This is a genomic window from Alistipes sp. CAG:268 (assembly GCA_000434235.1).
In the GTDB taxonomy this organism is placed as follows: Bacteria; Bacteroidota; Bacteroidia; order Bacteroidales; family Rikenellaceae; genus Alistipes; species Alistipes avistercoris.
Genome location: FR891970.1, coordinates 1 through 18,232, shown reverse-complemented (window position 1 = coordinate 18,232; position 18,232 = coordinate 1). Strand labels below are relative to the sequence as shown.

17 protein-coding genes and 2 pseudogenes are annotated in these 18,232 nt (G+C 60.5%); 11 read left to right on the top strand and 8 right to left on the bottom strand.

The window, feature by feature from the left end:
• Positions 1 to 7: 7 nt before the first annotated feature.
• Both QZL63_RS01140 and QZL63_RS01135 read left to right on the top strand, forming a co-directional pair.
• Entirely contained in the window at positions 8 to 595 is a 588-nt protein-coding gene (locus QZL63_RS01140; RefSeq protein WP_022307520.1) for an L-threonylcarbamoyladenylate synthase, read from the top strand.
• A gap of 1 nt (position 596) precedes the next feature.
• The gene (locus QZL63_RS01135; protein ID WP_022307519.1) at positions 597 to 992 is read left to right on the top strand and encodes an acyl-CoA thioesterase; all 396 of its coding nucleotides are present in this window, start codon (positions 597 to 599) and stop codon (positions 990 to 992) included.
• Positions 993 to 1,076: 84 nt separating this feature from the next.
• Here the strand turns inward: QZL63_RS01135 and QZL63_RS01130 are convergent, their stop codons facing one another.
• The 3 genes from QZL63_RS01130 to QZL63_RS01120 are packed head-to-tail and all read right to left on the bottom strand — an operon-like array spanning position 1,077 to position 3,854.
• Positions 1,077 to 2,474, bottom strand: a complete 1,398-nt coding sequence (locus QZL63_RS01130; RefSeq protein ID WP_022307518.1) for a CCA tRNA nucleotidyltransferase — start codon at positions 2,472 to 2,474, stop codon at positions 1,077 to 1,079.
• 4 nt (positions 2,475 to 2,478) lie between these two features.
• Positions 2,479 to 3,126: an SGNH/GDSL hydrolase family protein gene (locus QZL63_RS01125; RefSeq protein WP_022307517.1), complete on the bottom strand. Its 648-nt coding sequence runs from the start codon at positions 3,124 to 3,126 to the stop codon at positions 2,479 to 2,481.
• A 17-nt stretch (positions 3,127 to 3,143) separates the two neighbouring features.
• Positions 3,144 to 3,854 (bottom strand): pyridoxine 5'-phosphate synthase, encoded by a 711-nt coding sequence (locus QZL63_RS01120; RefSeq protein WP_022307516.1) that lies wholly within the window; start codon positions 3,852 to 3,854, stop codon positions 3,144 to 3,146.
• Between the two features lie 113 nt (positions 3,855 to 3,967).
• On the opposite strand from QZL63_RS01120, the gene QZL63_RS01115 reads away from it, so the two are divergent.
• From QZL63_RS01115 to QZL63_RS01095, 5 genes are all read left to right on the top strand, one after another.
• Positions 3,968 to 4,849 carry an NAD(+)/NADH kinase gene (locus tag QZL63_RS01115; protein WP_022307515.1) on the top strand — a complete coding sequence of 294 codons (882 nt, stop codon included), beginning with the start codon at positions 3,968 to 3,970 and terminating at the stop codon, positions 4,847 to 4,849.
• Positions 4,850 to 5,010: 161 nt separating this feature from the next.
• Positions 5,011 to 5,724: a polyprenyl diphosphate synthase gene (uppS, locus tag QZL63_RS01110; RefSeq protein ID WP_290585450.1), complete on the top strand. Its 714-nt coding sequence runs from the start codon at positions 5,011 to 5,013 to the stop codon at positions 5,722 to 5,724.
• A gap of 27 nt (positions 5,725 to 5,751) precedes the next feature.
• A complete protein-coding gene (bamA, locus tag QZL63_RS01105; protein WP_022307513.1) occupies positions 5,752 to 8,307 on the top strand; it encodes an outer membrane protein assembly factor BamA in 2,556 nt (851 codons plus the stop codon).
• Between the two features lie 102 nt (positions 8,308 to 8,409).
• A complete protein-coding gene (locus QZL63_RS01100) occupies positions 8,410 to 8,916 on the top strand; it encodes an OmpH family outer membrane protein (protein WP_022307512.1) in 507 nt (168 codons plus the stop codon).
• Between the two features lie 31 nt (positions 8,917 to 8,947).
• Positions 8,948 to 9,508 (top strand): OmpH family outer membrane protein, encoded by a 561-nt coding sequence (locus QZL63_RS01095; protein ID WP_022307511.1) that lies wholly within the window; start codon positions 8,948 to 8,950, stop codon positions 9,506 to 9,508.
• A gap of 104 nt (positions 9,509 to 9,612) precedes the next feature.
• Here the strand turns inward: QZL63_RS01095 and QZL63_RS01090 are convergent, their stop codons facing one another.
• Positions 9,613 to 10,788: an MFS transporter gene (locus QZL63_RS01090; protein WP_022307510.1), complete on the bottom strand. Its 1,176-nt coding sequence runs from the start codon at positions 10,786 to 10,788 to the stop codon at positions 9,613 to 9,615.
• Positions 10,789 to 11,003: 215 nt separating this feature from the next.
• Between QZL63_RS01090 and QZL63_RS01085 the strand changes: the two genes are divergently transcribed.
• Positions 11,004 to 11,930: a helix-turn-helix domain-containing protein gene (locus QZL63_RS01085; protein ID WP_022307509.1), complete on the top strand. Its 927-nt coding sequence runs from the start codon at positions 11,004 to 11,006 to the stop codon at positions 11,928 to 11,930.
• Positions 11,931 to 11,953: 23 nt separating this feature from the next.
• On the opposite strand, the gene tamL is transcribed toward QZL63_RS01085, so the two are convergent.
• Both tamL and QZL63_RS01075 read right to left on the bottom strand, forming a co-directional pair.
• Positions 11,954 to 14,365, bottom strand: a complete 2,412-nt coding sequence (gene tamL, locus QZL63_RS01080; RefSeq protein WP_022307508.1) for a translocation and assembly module lipoprotein TamL — start codon at positions 14,363 to 14,365, stop codon at positions 11,954 to 11,956.
• Between the two features lie 5 nt (positions 14,366 to 14,370).
• Positions 14,371 to 15,120, bottom strand: a complete 750-nt coding sequence (locus QZL63_RS01075; RefSeq protein WP_022307507.1) for a nitroreductase family protein — start codon at positions 15,118 to 15,120, stop codon at positions 14,371 to 14,373.
• 126 nt (positions 15,121 to 15,246) lie between these two features.
• Between QZL63_RS01075 and dapF the strand changes: the two genes are divergently transcribed.
• From dapF to QZL63_RS01060, 3 genes are all read left to right on the top strand, one after another.
• On the top strand, positions 15,247 to 16,053 hold the full coding sequence (gene dapF / locus QZL63_RS01070) for a diaminopimelate epimerase (RefSeq protein WP_022307506.1): 807 nt from the start codon (positions 15,247 to 15,249) through the stop codon (positions 16,051 to 16,053).
• A 17-nt stretch (positions 16,054 to 16,070) separates the two neighbouring features.
• Entirely contained in the window at positions 16,071 to 16,274 is a 204-nt protein-coding gene (locus tag QZL63_RS01065; protein WP_022307505.1) for a hypothetical protein, read from the top strand.
• A gap of 72 nt (positions 16,275 to 16,346) precedes the next feature.
• On the top strand, positions 16,347 to 17,162 hold the full coding sequence (locus QZL63_RS01060; protein ID WP_290585438.1) for an alpha/beta fold hydrolase: 816 nt from the start codon (positions 16,347 to 16,349) through the stop codon (positions 17,160 to 17,162).
• Positions 17,163 to 17,190: 28 nt separating this feature from the next.
• Here QZL63_RS01060 and QZL63_RS11695 read toward each other — a convergent pair.
• Positions 17,191 to 17,475 (bottom strand): annotated as a pseudogene (locus tag QZL63_RS11695) (GNAT family N-acetyltransferase); the annotation flags it as partial.
• 156 nt (positions 17,476 to 17,631) lie between these two features.
• Positions 17,632 to 18,087: pseudogene (locus QZL63_RS11690) on the bottom strand (GNAT family N-acetyltransferase); the annotation flags it as partial.
• Positions 18,088 to 18,232: the final 145 nt, after the last annotated feature.

Below are 18,232 nucleotides of genomic sequence, written 5' to 3'. Positions count from 1 at the left end.
GACCGCCATGCAGAAAGAGAAGGAAAACGACATGCAGCACGAGGTGGACGAAGCGGTCCGCATCCTGCGTGCGGGAGGGGTGATCCTCTATCCGACCGACACAGTCTGGGGCATCGGCTGCGACGCAACGAACGCCGAGGCCGTCGATCGGATCTACCGCCTCAAGAGAAGCGAGAACAAGAAGTCGATGCTGGTGCTCTGCGCCTCGCCCGACATGACCGTTCGCTATGTGAACAAGGCCCCGGGAATCGCCTTCGAGGTGATGGAGATGGCCACCAACCCCCTGACGCTGATCCTGCCCGGCGCAGTCGGCGTCGCCGCAAACCTCATTCCCGACGAGGGGACGCTCGGCATACGGGTCCCCGACCACGAATTCTGCCGCCGCATGCTGCGCGCACTGGGGTGTCCGATCGTCTCGACCTCGGCCAACATCTCGGGAGAGGCCACGCCCGTGGGGCTGCAGGAGGTGTCGAAGGAGATCATCGACGGCGTGGACTTCGTCGTCAATCCCCGTTTCGAAGGCAAACCGACCCGCAAGGCCTCGTCGATCATCGCATTCGGCGAAGGCGGCGAGGTGAAGATCATCCGCGAATAAGATGGCACGCACGATCGAAACCGCGATTCAGAAGCGCTTCTGCGACATCGACCCGTTCCAGCACGTGAACAACGTCGCACAGCAGTCCTATTTCGATGGCGGGAAGGTCGATTACTACGAGCGCATCCTCGGCGCCGAGGTTCTCCTGGGCGACCTGCGGATCGTGACCGTCTCGACCTCGACCTCCTACATGGGCCAGGTCCGCATGCACGACGACGTGCGGGTCACGACCACCTGCGAACGGATCGGCACCAAGAGCCTGACCCTCTTCCAGCAGCTCCTCGTCGGCGGCGAGGTCCGCAGCGAGAGCCGCTCGGTGATGGTCGTCTTCGACTTTCCCCGCCAGCGGAGCGAAGCGGTCCCCGACCTCTGGCGCGAGCGCCTCACCGCGGAGTAGCATGGGCCGCCTGCCAAACGAAGACAAAGCCCCGTCCGAAAATCGGACGGGGCTTTGTCTTGAGCCGGGATGGACCCGAGCGGTTCAATGCACGGGAGTCAGTCCCCGCTCCGCCGCCAGCCGCTCCATGAGGGCATGGGCTGCCTCGTATTCGTTGGGGATCTCACCATCGAGAATGGCGTTCTTGATCACCTCCTTGATCTCGCCGATCACGCGGCACGGACCGATGCCGTAGGTCTGCATGATGATCTCGCCCGTGATCGGAGGCTGGAAGTTGCGGATGCGGTCGCGTTCCTCGAGGTCCTTCATCTTGCGGCGCACCAGTTCGAAATTGGCCATGTAGCGCTGCACCTTGGCGTCGATGCCCGAGGTGATGTCCGCCTCGCAGAGCGTCATGAGCGCCTCGATGTCGTCGCCCGCCTCGAAGAGCAGGCGGCGCACCGCCGAGTCGGTGACCAGATCCTCCGAGAGGATGATCGGGCGCAGGTGGAGGAAGACCAGCTTCTGCACGAACTTCATGTGCTCGTTGAGCGGAAGTTTCAACTGTCGGAAGATCGCCGGCACCATCTTCGAGCCGAGCACCTCGTGACCGTGGAAGGTCCATCCCACACGGGGGTCGTAGGCCTTCGTCAGCGGCTTGGCGATGTCGTGCAGCACGGCGGCCCAGCGCAGCCAGAGGTCGTCCGAACGGCGGGCCACGTTGTCCAGCACCTTGAGCGTATGGACGAAGTTGTCCTTATGGGCGTGTTTGCCGCGGCGCTCCACCCCCTTGAGGTTGTGCAGCTCGGGGAAGATCAGTTCGAGCAGCCCGGTAAGTTCGAGCAGTTCGAAGCCGATCGAGGGGACAGGCGAAAGGACGATCTTGTTGAGCTCGGTGATGATCCGCTCGCGCGAGACGATGCGGATGCGCGCGGCGTTGCGGCGGATCGCCTCGAAGGTCTCCTCCTCGATCGTGAAGCCCAGCTGCGAGGCGAACCGCACGGCCCGCATCATGCGCAGCGGGTCGTCCGAAAAGGTGACGTCGGGATCGCACGGCGTGCGGATGATGCACTCCTCCAGGTCGGACATGCCGTCGAACGGATCGACCAGCTCGCCGAACGTGTCGCCGTTGAGCGACCAGGCCATGGCGTTGATCGTGAAGTCGCGGCGGCGCTGGTCGTCTTCGAGCGTCCCGGCCTCGACCTGCGGTTTGCGCGAATCGTGCGTATAGGACTCCTTGCGGGCCCCGACGAACTCCACCTCGATACCGCCGGCGCGGACCATCGCCGTACCGAAGGTCTTGAACACGGAGACGCGGGCATGCAGCTCGCGGCCCAACGCCTCGGCCAGCGCGATGCCGCTGCCTACGACCACCACGTCGATGTCCGTCGAGGGACGCCGGAGGTAGTAGTCCCGCACGTAGCCCCCGACCACGAAGGCCCGGACGCCCTGCTCGTCGGCCAGGCGCCCGATGCGGCGGAAAATCGGATTCGACAACGGCATGCGGCTACTTCACGTAAGGTTTCAGGGCGTCGCGCCACACCAGATACCCCTCGCCCACCAGATGCAGTCCGTCGTTCGTATAGCGGCTGTCGAGCAGTCCGTCGGCATTCGCCAGCGCGGGCCACAAATCTATATAGGTGACCCCCTTCTCCTCACAGAGGGCCTGCAGCAGGCGGTTGGTTTCGACAATTGCATCCGCATGGGCATAATGCCCCTTGAATTTCGAGAAGTCGCGCCCGTTCACCGGCAGGATACTCTGTACGAAAAGCCGTGTCCAGCGCGATTCGGTCTGGAAGCGTTCGATGATCCGCGCGATGTTGGCCACCACCTCGTCGGGCGAGATCCCGACAGCCAGGTCGTTCGTGCCGATCATCAGGAACAGCCGCTTGGGATGCCCCGCAAGGATCGGGTCCAACCGGCCGAGCATCCACCCGGTCTGATCGCCGCTGATGCCGCGGTTGCGGACATGGCGGTTGTCGAACAGTTCGGCCCATTCGCCTCCGTCGGTGATGCTGTTGCCCAGGAAGACGATGTCGCTCGAACGGATCGGCAACACCTCGAAGAGGCTGCGCCGCTGGTCGTAATATTCGCCCTGCGCCAGGACGCGGCCTGCGCCCAGCAGCAGCAAAGTCAGAAGCAGAAGTCGTTTCATGGTCTTTCGGGTGAAGGTCAAAGTTCGCGTCGGTAGAGTTGCACGGTGTTTTCGAGCCCGTAATAGAGCGCATCGCAGATGAGCGCATGGCCGATCGAAACCTCGTCGGTCCAGGGAATCCGCGTCAGGTAGTAGTGCAGATTCACGAGCGAGAGGTCATGCCCGGCGTTGAGGCCCAGTCCCTGCCGGCGCGCCTCCTCGGCAGCGGCCACGTAGGGGGCGACGGCTCTCGCGGGATCGGAGGCGTATTCACGGGCATAGGCCTCCGTGTAGAGTTCCACGCGGTCGGCGCCGCAGGCCTTCGCCCCGGCCACCATCTCCGCCACGGGATCGACGAAGATCGACACGCGGATGCCCCGCTCGTGGAACCGGCGCGTCACATCGGTCAGGAAGTCGCGATGAACGACGGTATTCCACCCGGCATTCGACGTCAGGGCGTCTGGTGCATCGGGGACGAGCGTCACCTGCGTGGGCACCACCTCGCAGACCAGGGAGATGAAATCGGGAATCGGATTTCCCTCGATATTGAACTCCGTGCGGAGTACCCGCTTGAGGTTCCGCACGTCGTCGTAGCGGATGTGCCGTCCGTCGGGACGCGGGTGCACCGTGATGCCGTCGGCGCCGAAGCGCTCGATATCCGTGGCCGCACGGACCACGTCGGGGAGGTTCCCGCCGCGCGAGTTGCGCACGACGGCAATCTTATTGATGTTTACACTCAACTTTGTCATAAAAACGCTATATTTGCGACGATAAGCCATGCCGCCCGCCCATACCGACCGCCATGCGGGCCGAGGGCTTTTTCCGGCGTGGTAAAGTTACTTATTTTTTCGAAACTCCGCCGATGAAAATCATACTTTTTTCCCGCCCGCAGGTTGCCCGTACGGCCGAAGAGATCCGCCTGCTGCTCGATGCAATCCGCCGCTTCGGGACCGAATATGCCGTAAACGAGGAGTTCGTTCCCGTCGTGCGGCAGCTCACCGGAGGGGAGATCTCCGCCGAACATATCTATGGCCAGAGGCTTGCTCCGGCAGCTTCCGAACGGTCGATCATGGTCTGCTACGGCGGCGACGGCACGCTGCTCGAGGGCGTACACCGGCTCGGCGGCGCCCCGGTTCCCGTCCTGGGTATCAACGCCGGCCACCTCGGGTTCCTCACCAGCGCCCCGAATGCCGGACTCGACGAACTGTTCCGCCGGATCGCGGCCGGAGAGTTCGCCACCGAAGCCCGCTCGCTGCTCTCCGTCACGGGCGACTTCGCCGAACAACCCGACTCGCACCTGGCGCTCAACGAATTCACCGTACAGCGCCACGGAGCCGGAATGATTGCCGTGGAGACCTACGTGGACAACCAGATGGTCGCCACATACCACGGCGACGGCGTCATCGTCTCGACCCCCACCGGATCGACGGCCTATTCGCTCAGCGCCGGCGGCCCGGTCGTCGTCCCGGCATGCCGCTGTCTGACGATCACCCCGCTCGCCCCGCACAACCTCACCATGCGCCCCGTGGTGATCCCCGACGACAGCATCATCTCGCTCCGCATCCGAATCCGCCACTCCGGGGCGTTCGTCACGCTCGACAACCGGACCTATCCTATTTCACAGCCCGGCGACTTCACCGTCCGACGCGCCGAAGAGCGGATTTTTCTGGCTGTTCCGCACAATATATCGTTCTACGACACGTTACGGGATAAGATGATGTGGGGAATCGATATCCGCAGCTGACACGCTGTCGGAAACGCGACCGCAGCACCCGGTTCCTTCGGCCGCCGGGAAACCGTGCGCGTAGTAGCGACCGAAGTACTGCCGCAACCGCGGAACGAGAGCGTGAAAATAAGGGAAAGTGACGGATTTTTCAATTTATATTCATATATTTGTGCCCTAATATGAGCGAGCCGAAACGCATACCGCAACACGTCGCCATCATCATGGACGGCAACGGCCGGTGGGCCGGGTTGCACGGCAAGGAGCGTTACGAAGGTCACGCCGCGGGTGTCGAGCCCGTGCGCGCTTCGTTGCGTGCCGCCGTGCGCTGGGGCGTGAAGTACCTGACACTCTATGCCTTCTCGACCGAGAACTGGGGTCGTCCCGCAGCCGAAGTAGACGCCCTGATGGAGCTCTTCTGCCGCAGCGTCGCAAGCGAAACGCCCGAGCTCAAGCGGCAGGGAGTGCGCATCGCCATGATCGGCGACCGGAGCCGTTTTTCGGACAAGGTCCGCCGCTACCTCGCCGAGGCCGAACGCGAAACGGCCGAAGGAGAGCGGCTGACGCTGATTCTGGCGCTCAACTACTCGTCGCGCAGCGAGATCACCCGGGCCGTGCAGCATCTTGCCCGCGAGGCGGCCGAGGGGCGTCTGCAGGCAGACGCGATCACCGAGCAGACCATCGCCGGAGCCCTCGACACGGCGGCCTACCCCGACCCCGACCTCATCGTACGCACCAGCGGCGAGCAGCGGTTGAGCAACTTCCTGCTCTGGCAGGCCTCCTACGCCGAGTTGTGGTTTCCCGAGGTGCTATGGCCCGACTTCACGGAGGCGGATTTCGACCGTGCAATGGAGGAATATGCCCGGCGCGACAGGCGTTTCGGGCTGGTTAAATAAATGAAGTTTTGACTTAGATTTAGATAGATGAACTATTCCGGTAAGCTATTCCTCGCAGCCGCGGCCCTCGTGCTGAGCTGCTCGAATATATTCGCCCAGGCGCCGCAGGAGCCCCGAGAGCCGCAGGACTCGACTGCCGTCGAATCCCCGGCTTTCCCCGAAGACGCCCCGATGTTCAAAACCGACGGAACTCCCAAGCTCTATTACATCCGCAATGTGAACATCCACGGAGTGAAGTACCTCAACCACGAGATGCTCAAATCGTCGGCCGGTCTCATCGCCGGCGACTCGATCTATCTGCCGAGCAACTTCATCTCGAACGCCATCTCGCGTCTCTGGAGCCAGCGTTTCTTCGCCGACGTCAAGATCGGTGCCGACATCGAGGGCGACAGCCTCGACCTGGAGGTATTCCTCAAGGAGCGGCCGAGGGTCTACAACTGGGAATTCGAGGGCATCACGAAGGGCAAGAAGAAGGACCTGCTCGAAAAGCTCAAGCTCAAACGGGGCAGCGAGCTCTCGGACTACGTGCTCGACAAGAACAAGCGCCTCATCCAGAAATACTGGGCCGACAAGGGTTTCCGCAACGCCGAGGTGGATGTACGCATCGACAACGACACGCTGCGCCCGGGCCAGGCCGTGACGGTAACCTTTCTGATCGACCGCAAGGACAAGGTGAAGATCGGCCGGATCGACTTCAAGGGCAATACGCAGTTCAAGGACAAGCGCCTGCGCCGCACCTTCAAGAAGACGCACCAGAAGTCGATCAACTTCTTCAAGAGCTCCAAGCTCAACGAGGAGGAGTTCGTGAACGACAAGGAGCTGCTCATCGACTTCTACAACTCGCGCGGCTACCGCAACGCCACGATCGTCCGCGACTCGATCTACCCGATCAACGAAAAACGGCTCGGCATCGACATCGAGGTGTCCGAGGGCAACAAGTACTACATCCGCAACGTCACGTGGGTCGGCAACTCGATCTACGAGACCGAGGCGCTGCAACAGATGTTCGGTGTCCAGAAGGGAGACATCTACGACAAGAAGACGATGCACAAACGTCTGGGTATCGGCAAGGAGGAGAACCCCGAGGACATGAACCAGATCAAGTCGCTCTACCAGAACAACGGCTACCTCATGTCGCAGGTCGAGCCTGCCGAGACGATCATCGGCCCCGACTCGATCGATATCGAGGTCAAGATTTTCGAGGGCAAACAGTTTACGGTCAATGAGGTGGGCATCACGGGCAACCAGAGAGTCGATGACGAGGTGATCCGCCGCGAGCTGTATGTCCGCCCGGGTGAGCTGTACGACCGTTCGCTGCTCATGCAGACGATCCGTACGCTCGGCTCGATGGGACACTTCAACCCCGAGGCCATCATGCCCGACATCAAACCCGTATCGAACGAGCTGGTGGACATCAACTGGCCGCTCGAGGAGCAGGCCTCCGACCAGTTCAACATCGCCGGAGGTTGGGGCTCGGGCACCTTCGTGGGATCGGTCGGCATCACGCTGAACAACCTTTCGGTCAAGAACTTCTTCAAGAAGGGAGCCTGGCGCCCCTACCCGATGGGACAGAACCAGCGTCTCTCGATCTCGGCACAAACCAACGGAACCTACTACAAGGCTCTGGCCCTGAGTTTCACCGACCCGTGGCTGGGCGGCAAGAAACCCAACTCGTTCACCATCTCGGGACACATCTCCGAACAGAATGACGCCTACTACGTCTGGCAGAACGCCACGCGCTATTTCCGCACCTACGGTGTCGCCGCCGGACTGGGCAAGCGCCTGACGTGGCCCGACCCCTACTTCACCTTCTACGCCGAGGCCAGCTACGAACGCTACTCGCTGAAGAACTGGACGGGATTCGTCGTGGAGAACGGCAATTCGAATCTGTTGTCGCTCAAACTCGTCCTGTCGCGCAACTCGGTCGATCAGCCGATCTACCCGCGCCGCGGTTCGGAGTTCACCGCCTCGGTGCAGGCCACGCTCCCCTACTCGCTCTGGGACGGCAAGGATTACAACGACCCGAACATGAGCGACCAGGACCGCTACCGCTGGATCGAGTTCCACAAGTGGCAGTTCAAGGCCCAGTGGTTCCAGGCCCTCTCGCAGAACTCGAACCTCGTGCTGATGCTCAAGGCCGAAATGGGTTACCTCGGAAGCTACAACAAGAACAAGGTATCGCCGTTCAACCGATATGAGGTCGGTGGCGACGGCATGTCGGGATACAACATCTACGGTATCGACATCATCGCCATGCGCGGTTACGAGGACGGTGCGCTCGACCCCTCGAACTACTATTCGCGCGGCTACAACAAATATACGGCCGAGCTGCGCTACCCGGTCATTCTGAAGCCCTCGTCGCAGATCTACGTGCTCGGATTCCTCGAAGGCGGTAACGCTTTCGACTCGTGGAAGACCTTCTCGCCGTTCAAGATCAAGCGTGCGGCCGGTTTCGGCGTCCGACTCTACCTGCCCGTGGTCGGCATGCTCGGAATCGACTGGGGTTACGGATTCGATCCTCCCGCCAACTCGACGGAGAAGAGCGGCAGCCAGTTCCACTTCGTCATGGGCCAGCAGTTCTAAAATCGACGGCGTGGCAATAAAATTGAAAGAAAAGAGTTATATTTACGGAAGCAATGCGCACCGTGCGCATGCCGCGATACGATAACTAAACGAACCAACGCCATGAAACGACTGATTTTATTTGCAGCACTCATCCTGACGGCCGGAACGCTGTCGGCACAGAACTACATAATCGTGAACAGCGAAAAGATCTTCAAGTCGATCGACGCCTACAACAAGGCGATCTCCGATCTGGACACGCTCGCCAAACAATACCAGGCCGACGTGGACCAGCGGTTCGAGGAGATCGAGAAGATCTACAACAACTACATGTCGCAGCGGGCTTCGCTCTCGTCGTCGGTACGCGATACAATCGAGGAGTCGATTCTCTCGAAGGAGAAGGAGGCCCAGCAGTATCAGGAGAGCCTCTTCGGGCAGGAGGGCACGCTGATGAAAAAACGCCTCGAACTGATCCAGCCGATCCAGAAGGAGGTCTTCGCCACCATCGAGGCCTATGCCAAGCAGGTCGGGGCCGATGCGGTAATCGACTCGTCGAACAACCCTACGCTGCTCTACACCAATCCAGAGATCGAGCGCACGCAGCAGGTGATCGATGCGCTCAAGAAATGATGCAACATCAAAACATTAACTGATAGAATCTATGAAAAAAGTACTCAAACTGACTCTTGCAGTAGCGCTGACGATGGGTGCCACGTCGCTCTTCGCACAGAAATTCGGACGTATCAACACCCAGGAGATCATCGCCCTGATGCCCGAGACGAAGGCCATGCAGGAAAACCTCGACACCTTCGGCAAGGAGCTGCAGGACAACATCGAGACGATGAACGTCGAATTCAACAACAAACTGCAGGAGTTCCAGAAGAATTCCAGCACCTACAACGACGCCGTGCGTGAGATGAAGGCCAAGGAGCTGCAGGATCTGCAGAACCGCAGCCGCGAGTTCCAGGAGATGTCGCAGCAGCAGTACCAGCAGAAATACAACGAGCTGCTGACGCCGATCATCGAAAAGGCCAAGAACGCCATCGACAAGGTTTCGGCAGCCGGCGGTTATACGGCAGTATTCGACACGGCAGCCGGCGCGATGGCCTACTTCAGCGAGACGCTGCTGACGGACATCGCTCCCGAGGTACGCACCGAGCTGGGTATCCCGGCCGATGCCAAACCGATCACGGACACCACGGAGGCCGCTCCGGTTCAATAATTCCAACCGGATCGTTTCACGAAAAAGCGACGGACCGCACGAAGCGGTCCGTCGCTTTTTCTCTCCCCGGCCGTTGGAGCGGGGCAACGACATATCCGGCCCGGTTACCGGCGCACGCAGAGGGTTACGGCCAACGAAGCCGAGGTCAGAAGCACGCCCGCCCCCACAACCCCCGTCCACCCCCAGAGGGTCCATGCCGTACCTGAAAGCAAGGTTCCGAACGAGCCGCCGATGAAATAACAGCACATGAAGATCGTATTGATGCGGTTCGAAGCCGACGGACAGAGGCCGAACAGCGTCGCCTGATTGCTCAGTTGAATACACTGCATGCCGATATCGATCAGCAGGATGCCGAGGATAATCGGCAGGTAACGGTCGGCCCCCGTGAAAAAGAGGGTCCAGGCTGCCAACTGGAGCAGCGCCCCGAGGCAGTTGAAGCGGAAAATACCGACCCGCTCGATATACTTCCCGGAGAAGGTGGCCGTCAGCGCCCCGGCCACTCCGCAGAGCCCGAGCAGGCCCACCACATCACTCCCGGCATGGAACGGAGGCTGTGCCATCTTGAAGGCGAGCGACGCCCAGAAACACATGAACGAACCGAAGGCGAGCGCAGCCCGGACCGAATGGACCCTCAGGAGCGGATACTCCCCGAGAAGCGTGAAGAGCGAGCGCATCAGCGCACCGTAACTGCCCGTGAAATTGGGCTTCGCGTCGGGAAGGATGCGGAAGACGGCCACGCCGGAGAGGAGCATCAACCCCGAAGCGATAAGGTACATCTCGCGCCACCCGAGCCACTCCCCGACAGCCCCGCTGACCGCCCGTGAAGCGAGGATTCCGGTCAGCAGTCCCGAAAGGACAATCCCCACATTGCGGTTCTTCCGCTCGGGCCGCGAATACTGCGCCGCGAGGGGAATGAAGAACTGCGGCACCACGGAGCAGACTCCGATGACGAACGAACAGAGGTGGATGGTACGGATCTGCGAGGCCGCTGCCGTAAGCAACAGCGCAAGGATCAGCAGCGAAAAGTCGATGAGCAGAATGCTCCGCCGGCTGTAGAGGTCGGCCAGCGGGATGAGAAAGAGCAGGCCGAGCGCATAGCCGCACTGGGCAAAGAGTGCAATGTGGTTGGCGGCAAGCGTCGAGACCCCGAGCTCCTGCCGGATCATGTCGAGCAGCGGCTGGTTGTAGTAAAGATTGGCCACGGAGACACCCGCGATGACGGCCAGCATGTAGAGCAGGCTGTTCGGGAAACCCGCTCCCTCTTTCAATTGCAGTTTCATTCCGGACGTTTTTTCAGCGGGTAAAATTACAGAGAAATCGGAGAACATCCTACCGCGCAACAGCAAAAAAGCGCACAGGAGCCTCAGCCACATGCATGATGTCGAGACGAAAGGCAGATCAAAACGGAGCCGGTATTGTTCGATTCTTCGCAGCATCGAACCATTCGAACCAAACTGATTGTCTGAATTGCTATATTTGTCGAAATTTTTGCGATATGCCGAACAATCCAAATACCGAAGCCCCGATCACGAGTTTCACGTTGAACGAACTGATCGCCCTCTCGGGCGAGCCACAATACCGCGAGGGTTTGCTCAACGGCTGCATCGCTGTCAATTCCTCATCGCAGATGCAGTTGTTCCGCTTCCCCTGCCGCATCGACGCCTTCATCATCGGCGTCGGTACGGAAGGCGAGGCCAAAGGATCGCTCAACCTGCACGAATATTGCCTGCGCAAGGATTCGCTCTTCGTCTTCGGGCCGAAAAACATCATCGAGGCTCATGAAACGAGCGCGCCGGGCAACTTCAAGTGCCACGTGCTGATTATCTCCCCCGAGTTCCTGCGCACCCTCAATATCGACACGAAACACATGATGCCGCTCTTCCTCAGAATCGCAACTCACCCGTGTCTGGAGTTGAATCCCGACGAGAGCCGCACCCTGCGCAGCTTCATCGCCCTGATCGAACAGGAGACCCACGGCAAAAAGACCGAATACGCCACCGACATCGTCAGCAGCCTGATCGCCGCAACCATCTACAAGGTCGGCGACATCCTCGGCAACTACCTCTCGGAACATCCCGAGATGGAAAGCCCCGTGCACAACCGGGCCGAATCCTATTTCAGAGAGTTCACCCAGCTGCTGGGTGAGCACTACCGCCGGGAACGCAGTGTCGGATTCTATGCCCGCCAGCTGTGCATCACCCCCAAATACCTCACCACGCTCATCAAACACATCAGCGGGAAATCCGTATCGGACTGGATCGACAGCTACGTGACCCTCGAGGCCAAGACGCTGCTCAAGTACTCGAACATGAGCGTGCAGGAGATCGCCTATTACCTGAATTTTCCCAACCAGTCGTTCTTCGGCAGCTACTTCAAGCGCAACACGGGCATGTCGCCGTCACAGTACAAGGCCAAGCAATAAGGCCCGTCTGACCGCCCGACACATCAGAAGGGATAGCCCACACCGAAATTGAGCGCCGTATTCTTCCACTTGAAGTTGTGGATCCACCGCTCGCCGGCCGGGTTGTTGGGATTGTGGAGCTGAATGCCCCAGTCGAGACGCAGTACGGCGAACTTGATGTCGAAACGCAGGCCGATACCGGTATTGAAACCCAGCTGGTTGTAGAAGCGGTCGAAGCGGAAGACCGCGTCGTCGGCATACTCTGCCGGATTCTGGCGGATGTACCAGATATTGCCCAGATCGAAGAAGGTCGCCCCGTGGAGGATGCTCCAGATCGGGAACCGCAGTTCGAGGTTCGCCTCCAGCTTCACGTCGCCCGTCTGCACGGGGAACGAACTGTGCGGATCGGGGACAGACCCCTGACCGAGCGTACGGGGGGCCCAGCCGCGCATGCCGTTGCTGCCGCCGCAGTAGAACTGACGGTCGAACGGCACGGACGAGGAGTTGCCGTAGGCCATCGCCACGCCTCCGTAGAGTCGGCCGACCAGAGCGGTCTGTTCGCCGAGCATGATCTTGCGGCTGACGCTCAGGTCCGTTCTGAAATACTGCGCATAGGGGATTCCGAAGATCATATAGTGCCCCTCGCTGCTTCTCGACGGCGAGAAGAAGAGACGCTCGACCCCGTCGATCAGATTGCCCGCCGTCTCGAGGTTGAACCGTATGTTCGTGGCATTTCCACCGAGGTTTTTCCGCTGGTTGTTGTAGCTGTAGCTGAACGAGAGTCCGCCGATGAACTGTGTGTTGAAACTCTCCAGCAGGTAACGGTTCGGCGTGAGTTCCTGGCCGTTCTCCGCATCGGGATTGTCCACCATGAGGAACGATACGTCGAGGTTCGACACGTCCACCACGTTGATATCGATCGGCCGCAGCGAGAAGGAGGAGTAGCGGTCGTTGGACCACATGTAGGTGAGGCCGGCACTCGAGAGCATCCGCCGGTAGTAGGGGCGGTCCTGGAAATTGACCGACACCTCGACCTTCGTCTTGGGCTGATTGACCGAACGGAAGCGCCGCGTGCGCCACGGAACGAGGAAGCGCGGGAAGGTGAGCCCCGTATTGATTCCGAACTCCGTGGCACGTTTTTTCTTGGCATCCGGAGCCTTCATGAACTCGTAACCGGCCGTAAAGGAGACATCGAACGACTCGGCCCCGCGGAAAATGTTGCGGTTCTGGTAACCGACCGTCGCCGTCAGCCCGTAGAAACTCGACGTGGTGCTTCCCTCGAGATCGACCTTGAAACTCTGCTTGAGCGTCGGCGTACAGTGGATGTTGCACGTGAGGTATCCCTCGCGCGTGTAACGGAACTGCGTCGTGTCGGCCGTCTCGCCGATGTAGGAGATCAGGTTGGCCGTATCGGCCCCGCGGGGCTGCTCGTCGAAGGAGATTTTCGCGCTCTTGAAATAGCCGAGCGCCATCAGATCGGAATAGGTACGGCTGACCTGCGAGGCGTTGTAGACCGAGTTGGGATAGAGCGGCACGGTATACCGGAGCACCGAGGGACGGAGGTTGAGCCGCTTCTCATAGATGACGTTCAGTCCCCGGTAGCTCACCGTATCGAGCCGCCCGAGGCGGGTCGAATCGTTGCGCAGCGTCGTCGGGTCAAAATCCGGGAAGATGTTGATCCGGTCGATGCGGTAGATCGTGTTGTCCTCCATCATGGCACGCCCGCGCTCGTCGTAGCCCGCCAGGTTCTGGCGGACGACCAGCCGCAGGTTCACTCTGTTTCCACCGACAAGCGTATCGGCCCGGTAGAGGATGTTGTTTACCGAAAAGTTGTAATACCCCCGGTCCCTGAGGTAGGCCGTGATGCGTTCGCGCTCAGCGTCGAGCACCGAAACGTCGAAGACATTGCCCGTACGGAGCAGCGTACGGGCCGTATCGGGCAGGATGATCTGTTCGAGGAACTTGTCCTGGAATTCGTAGGAGATCGAATCGATGCGGTAGGGCTCGCCCTGCACGGTACGGAAGGTCAGGATGGCCCGCTTGCGGCGCGAGACGGTATCGACCTCGCACGAGGCGCGCGAGGTGAAGAATCCCTTCGAGTCCATGTAGACCTTCAGGTTCTGCACGCTCCGCTCCGTGAGGTTCATGTCCAGGAGCACCGGAGCCTGGCCGATGCGGCGTTTCCAGTCGTTCCAGCCGTTCGTCTTGGCGGGATCGGCCTGTTCGTAAAGCCAGACATAGAAGTTCGTTCCGAGGAAACGCTTGTTGGGGGTCTGGCGCACGTACTTCTCCAGATCCGATGCCGGAATGCGCTCCTGCCGCGGCGTCGCCTTGTCGTCCTCGATACGGATCTTCTGCAGGAAATACTGTCCTTCGGGGATGTGGCGCGTAACGCTGCACGCCGAGCCGGCAAGGCCCAGCACGGCGATCAGCAGTATGCGCCCGATGCCCCGCACGCGGATCAGTCGTTGTTAAAAAAGCCCTTCTCCCGGAGCAGCGCCAGATAGGACTGCGAAATGGCCAGGTTGTCGCGGCGCACGTAGCGGCGTTCGGTGAAGATCCGCGCCAGGTTGGGCAGACCGTTCTCCTCGAGCAGGCGCTTCGTCTCGTCGGACTCCTCGCGCTCGGCCCACAATTCGTCGATCTCGGCAGCCGTATAGTCGGTATACTTCTCGTAGTGCACGACGGCCTCGAGCGGCAGGCGGTCCGTCAGCCCGGGCGTCTCGGCGGGATAGCCCATGACGATGGTCGTCACGGGAATGACCCCCTTCGGCAGTTCGAGCACCTGCGCGATCTCACCGGCCGTATAGATCGTCGTCCCGAGGTAACAGATGCCCAGTCCGTGCAGTTCGGCCTCGATGCAGAGGTTCTGCGCGGCGAGCAGCGCATCGGTCGCGGCATTGAGGAACCAGGCGAAGTTGTCATAAGCGGGTTCGGCCTCACGCTGCTCGCACCACTGCGAGAAGCGGTGCACGTCGGCACAGACCGTCACCACACAAGGGGCCTCGCGGACCATCGGCTGGTTGAAATGGCACGGCGACAGACGCTCGCGCAAGGCGGCGTCGCGCGTCACGACGAGCGAATAGAGCTGCATGTTGCCGCAGGTCGAGGCCCGCGTGGCGGCTTCGAGACACTCGCGCAACACCTCTGCGGGGATCGGCGTAGGGCGGAACTTTCGGATCGAACGATGCTTGAAAAGCACACTTTTCATGGAACGGGATTTTAAACTTTCGTACTCCGCACACGACCGGACGGGGTGCAGCGGATATTTTTCGCAAAATTAGCAAAACTTTTAGAAGTTTTACTATTTTTGCCCTAACATAACCGCAGCAAGAACGTGCGAACGACATTTGCCAAATACGAAGGCGCAGGCAACGATTTCATCCTGATCGACAACCGCGAGGGTATCTTCACCCCCGACGCGGAGACGATCGCCCGCTTGTGCGACCGCCACTTCGGAATCGGCGCCGACGGACTGATGACCCTCTCGCGAAGCGCCGAGATGGACTGCTCGATGCGTTACTACAACGCCGACGGCTCGGAAGGCGAGATGTGCGGCAACGGAGCGCGCTGTTTTTCGCTCTTCGCCGAGCACCTCGGCATCGGGGGCGAAACGAAATACTTCGATGCGGCCGACGGGCTGCACACGGCACGGATCCGACGCACCAAGGGGCTCGCGGGCCAGATCGAGGTAGGCATGATCGCCGTGCGGGAGATCCGCAGCGGTGCGGGGTGGTGGTTCCTCAATACGGGCGTCCCGCACTATGTCGAGTTCACCGAGGCACTCGATGCGGTGGATGTCTGCGGCCGCGGCCGCGAAATCCGCTGCGACACGGCCCGCTTCCCGCAGGGCACGAACGTCAATTTCGTACAGGTGGAGGCCGACGGCCGTATCCGGGTACGAACCTACGAGCGTGGCGTCGAGAACGAGACCCTCGCCTGCGGCACGGGGGCTACGGCAGCGGCCATCGTGACCAACTTCGTTTTCCAGCCCGCTACGGAGCATTTCGACATCACGGTTCCCGGAGGCCGTCTTTCGGTACGGTTTTCGCGTGAACCCGACACACCGCACTATACGAACATCCGCCTTGCAGGCCCCGCACGCCGGGTCTTCGCCGGGGAGTTCGAACCTGAAAATTTCTAACCAACCAGTTTCATCCGATGAAAACACAAAAGGGAGTCCGCGGACACGACTCGGACGAACTTCGAAAGGCCAAACGGCTCGAACCGCTCCGGAAGAGCGGAAAGGAACGGCATGCCCTCTACAGCAGCATTGCCCGGGACGAGGAGGACGAAGAGGACTACACCGCCTACCCGCGCCGCGAATCGGCCCTCGACTACCTCGACGACGAAGAGGAGGAGTAGCGGCATTCCGGCAACGGCCCATCCGCTCCGCCTGCCGTCGCGGGCAAGGCGGGAGATACCACACAGAAGATTATGACCGAGAAATTCATCATGGCAGGGCCGACGGCCCTGCACGTCTGCGATTCGGAGCAGGGGGACCGGTGCGTCGTCCTGCTGCACGGCTACCTCGAATCGCTGCTTGTATGGGACGATTTCGTTCCCTTTCTCTACAAGAAACTGCGTGTCGTCACGCTCGACCTGCCCGGACACGGCATCTCGGTCGTCACGGGCGACACCCACACCATGGAGTTCCTGGCCGACACCGTGGCCGATGCGCTCCGCGCGCTGGGCATCTCCCGATGCACGCTGGTCGGGCACTCGATGGGCGGCTATGTGGCACTGGCCTTCTGCGAGCGCCATCCCGAGATGCTCGACGGACTTGTCCTGCTGAGCTCCACCCCCAACCCGGACACCCCCGAGAAGGCAGAGAACCGCCGCCGCGAGATAGCCCTGGTCAAGGCCGGGAAGAAGGATGCCCTGGCCCGCGTAGCCCCGGCAGCCGGATTTGCCGAGGAGAACCGCGCACGGATGAAGGATGCGATCGAGGACCTCACCGAGCAGGTCTTCGTCACCGAGGACGAGGGGATCGTCGCCCTGCTCAACGGCATGATCGCCCGCAAGGACCAGAACGGGATGCTGCGCCAAACCAAGGTTCCGGTGCTCTTCATCCTCGGACGCAAGGACAACTATATCCCCGTCGAGGTGGCCGAGAAGATGGTCGCCGAACACCCCGAGGCGCGCGTCGTCTGGCTCGAGCACTCGGGTCACATGGGATTCCTCGAAGAGCCCGAAGCAACGGCCAAGGCCCTGCTCGATTTCGTCGCTTCAACCGGGACGGAGCAGGCATGACCCGCATGGGTCCGCCGACCGGACCGAATTATGGCAGTTTCATCCTGAGGATGGGGAACGGATTGCCTTGATCATCCGTTTCGGAGCGTTCGAAAGGCTCGAATCCGAGATGTCGGTAGAATCCTTCGGCCGGCTGGTTGTCCGCATTCACATCGACCAGGGAGCAACCATACTCCCGGATCGCCAGATCGGCAAGAGCACGCCCGAAACCGTAACCGAGGCAGGCCGGTGCGACAAACAGCATTTCGATCTTGCGCCCCTCGATGCCGACGAACCCGACGGGGCGTTTCGCGTGCCAAGCCACGGCCAGATGAGCGACCGACGCAAGAGCCTGCCTTACGACCGGAGCCAAACGAGCCACGTCATCGCCGGTAAGGAAGTGATGGGTAGCGCGTACAGAGTCCTCCCACAACCGAAGCAGTTGATCCAGAAGCGCCGCGGAGCGCACAGCATCGCGGACAACGGTGCAGAAGGCAATTCTCCTGCGAAAATAGAGCATGTCCCGCAGAACCTTTCCTCCTTCAACAATCGGATGGTCGTAGTTGAGCGTGAAGAAATCCGGCAGGGAATGCGAATAGGAGAATCCGCAATGCTCGTAAAACGATATGGTCTGCGGACTGTCTCCGGTTCCTACGGTCATGAAGAGAAAGTCTCCTCCATAGTGACAACAAAGGTATTCGATCATCTGACGGCCATACCCCTTTCTCCAGCATGACGGGACGACGGCAATATTCTTGAGCTCGCAAACGCCATTCCCTTCATCGGTCACTACGGCCACACAAGTCGGACCTCCGTCCGGACCATGGCTGACAAACAATTCACCTCGGTCGAGATAACGGTCGATCATCGACTCTTGCTCATCGGCAAGCAGAAGCAAGTCGATAAACCGTTTCTTATCGGCCCCAACCTTTTCAATCACCGGCATATTCATCCACTTTTTACGCAAAGATAGGCATTTAATGCCCAAGAACAATACTCCTTCCATACTGCCATTGCGGCGGTCATCGGATCAAGGAACAATAGCATTCCCCCATCAGTCGTCGAAGAGATATCCGGATCTTGCGGGGCAC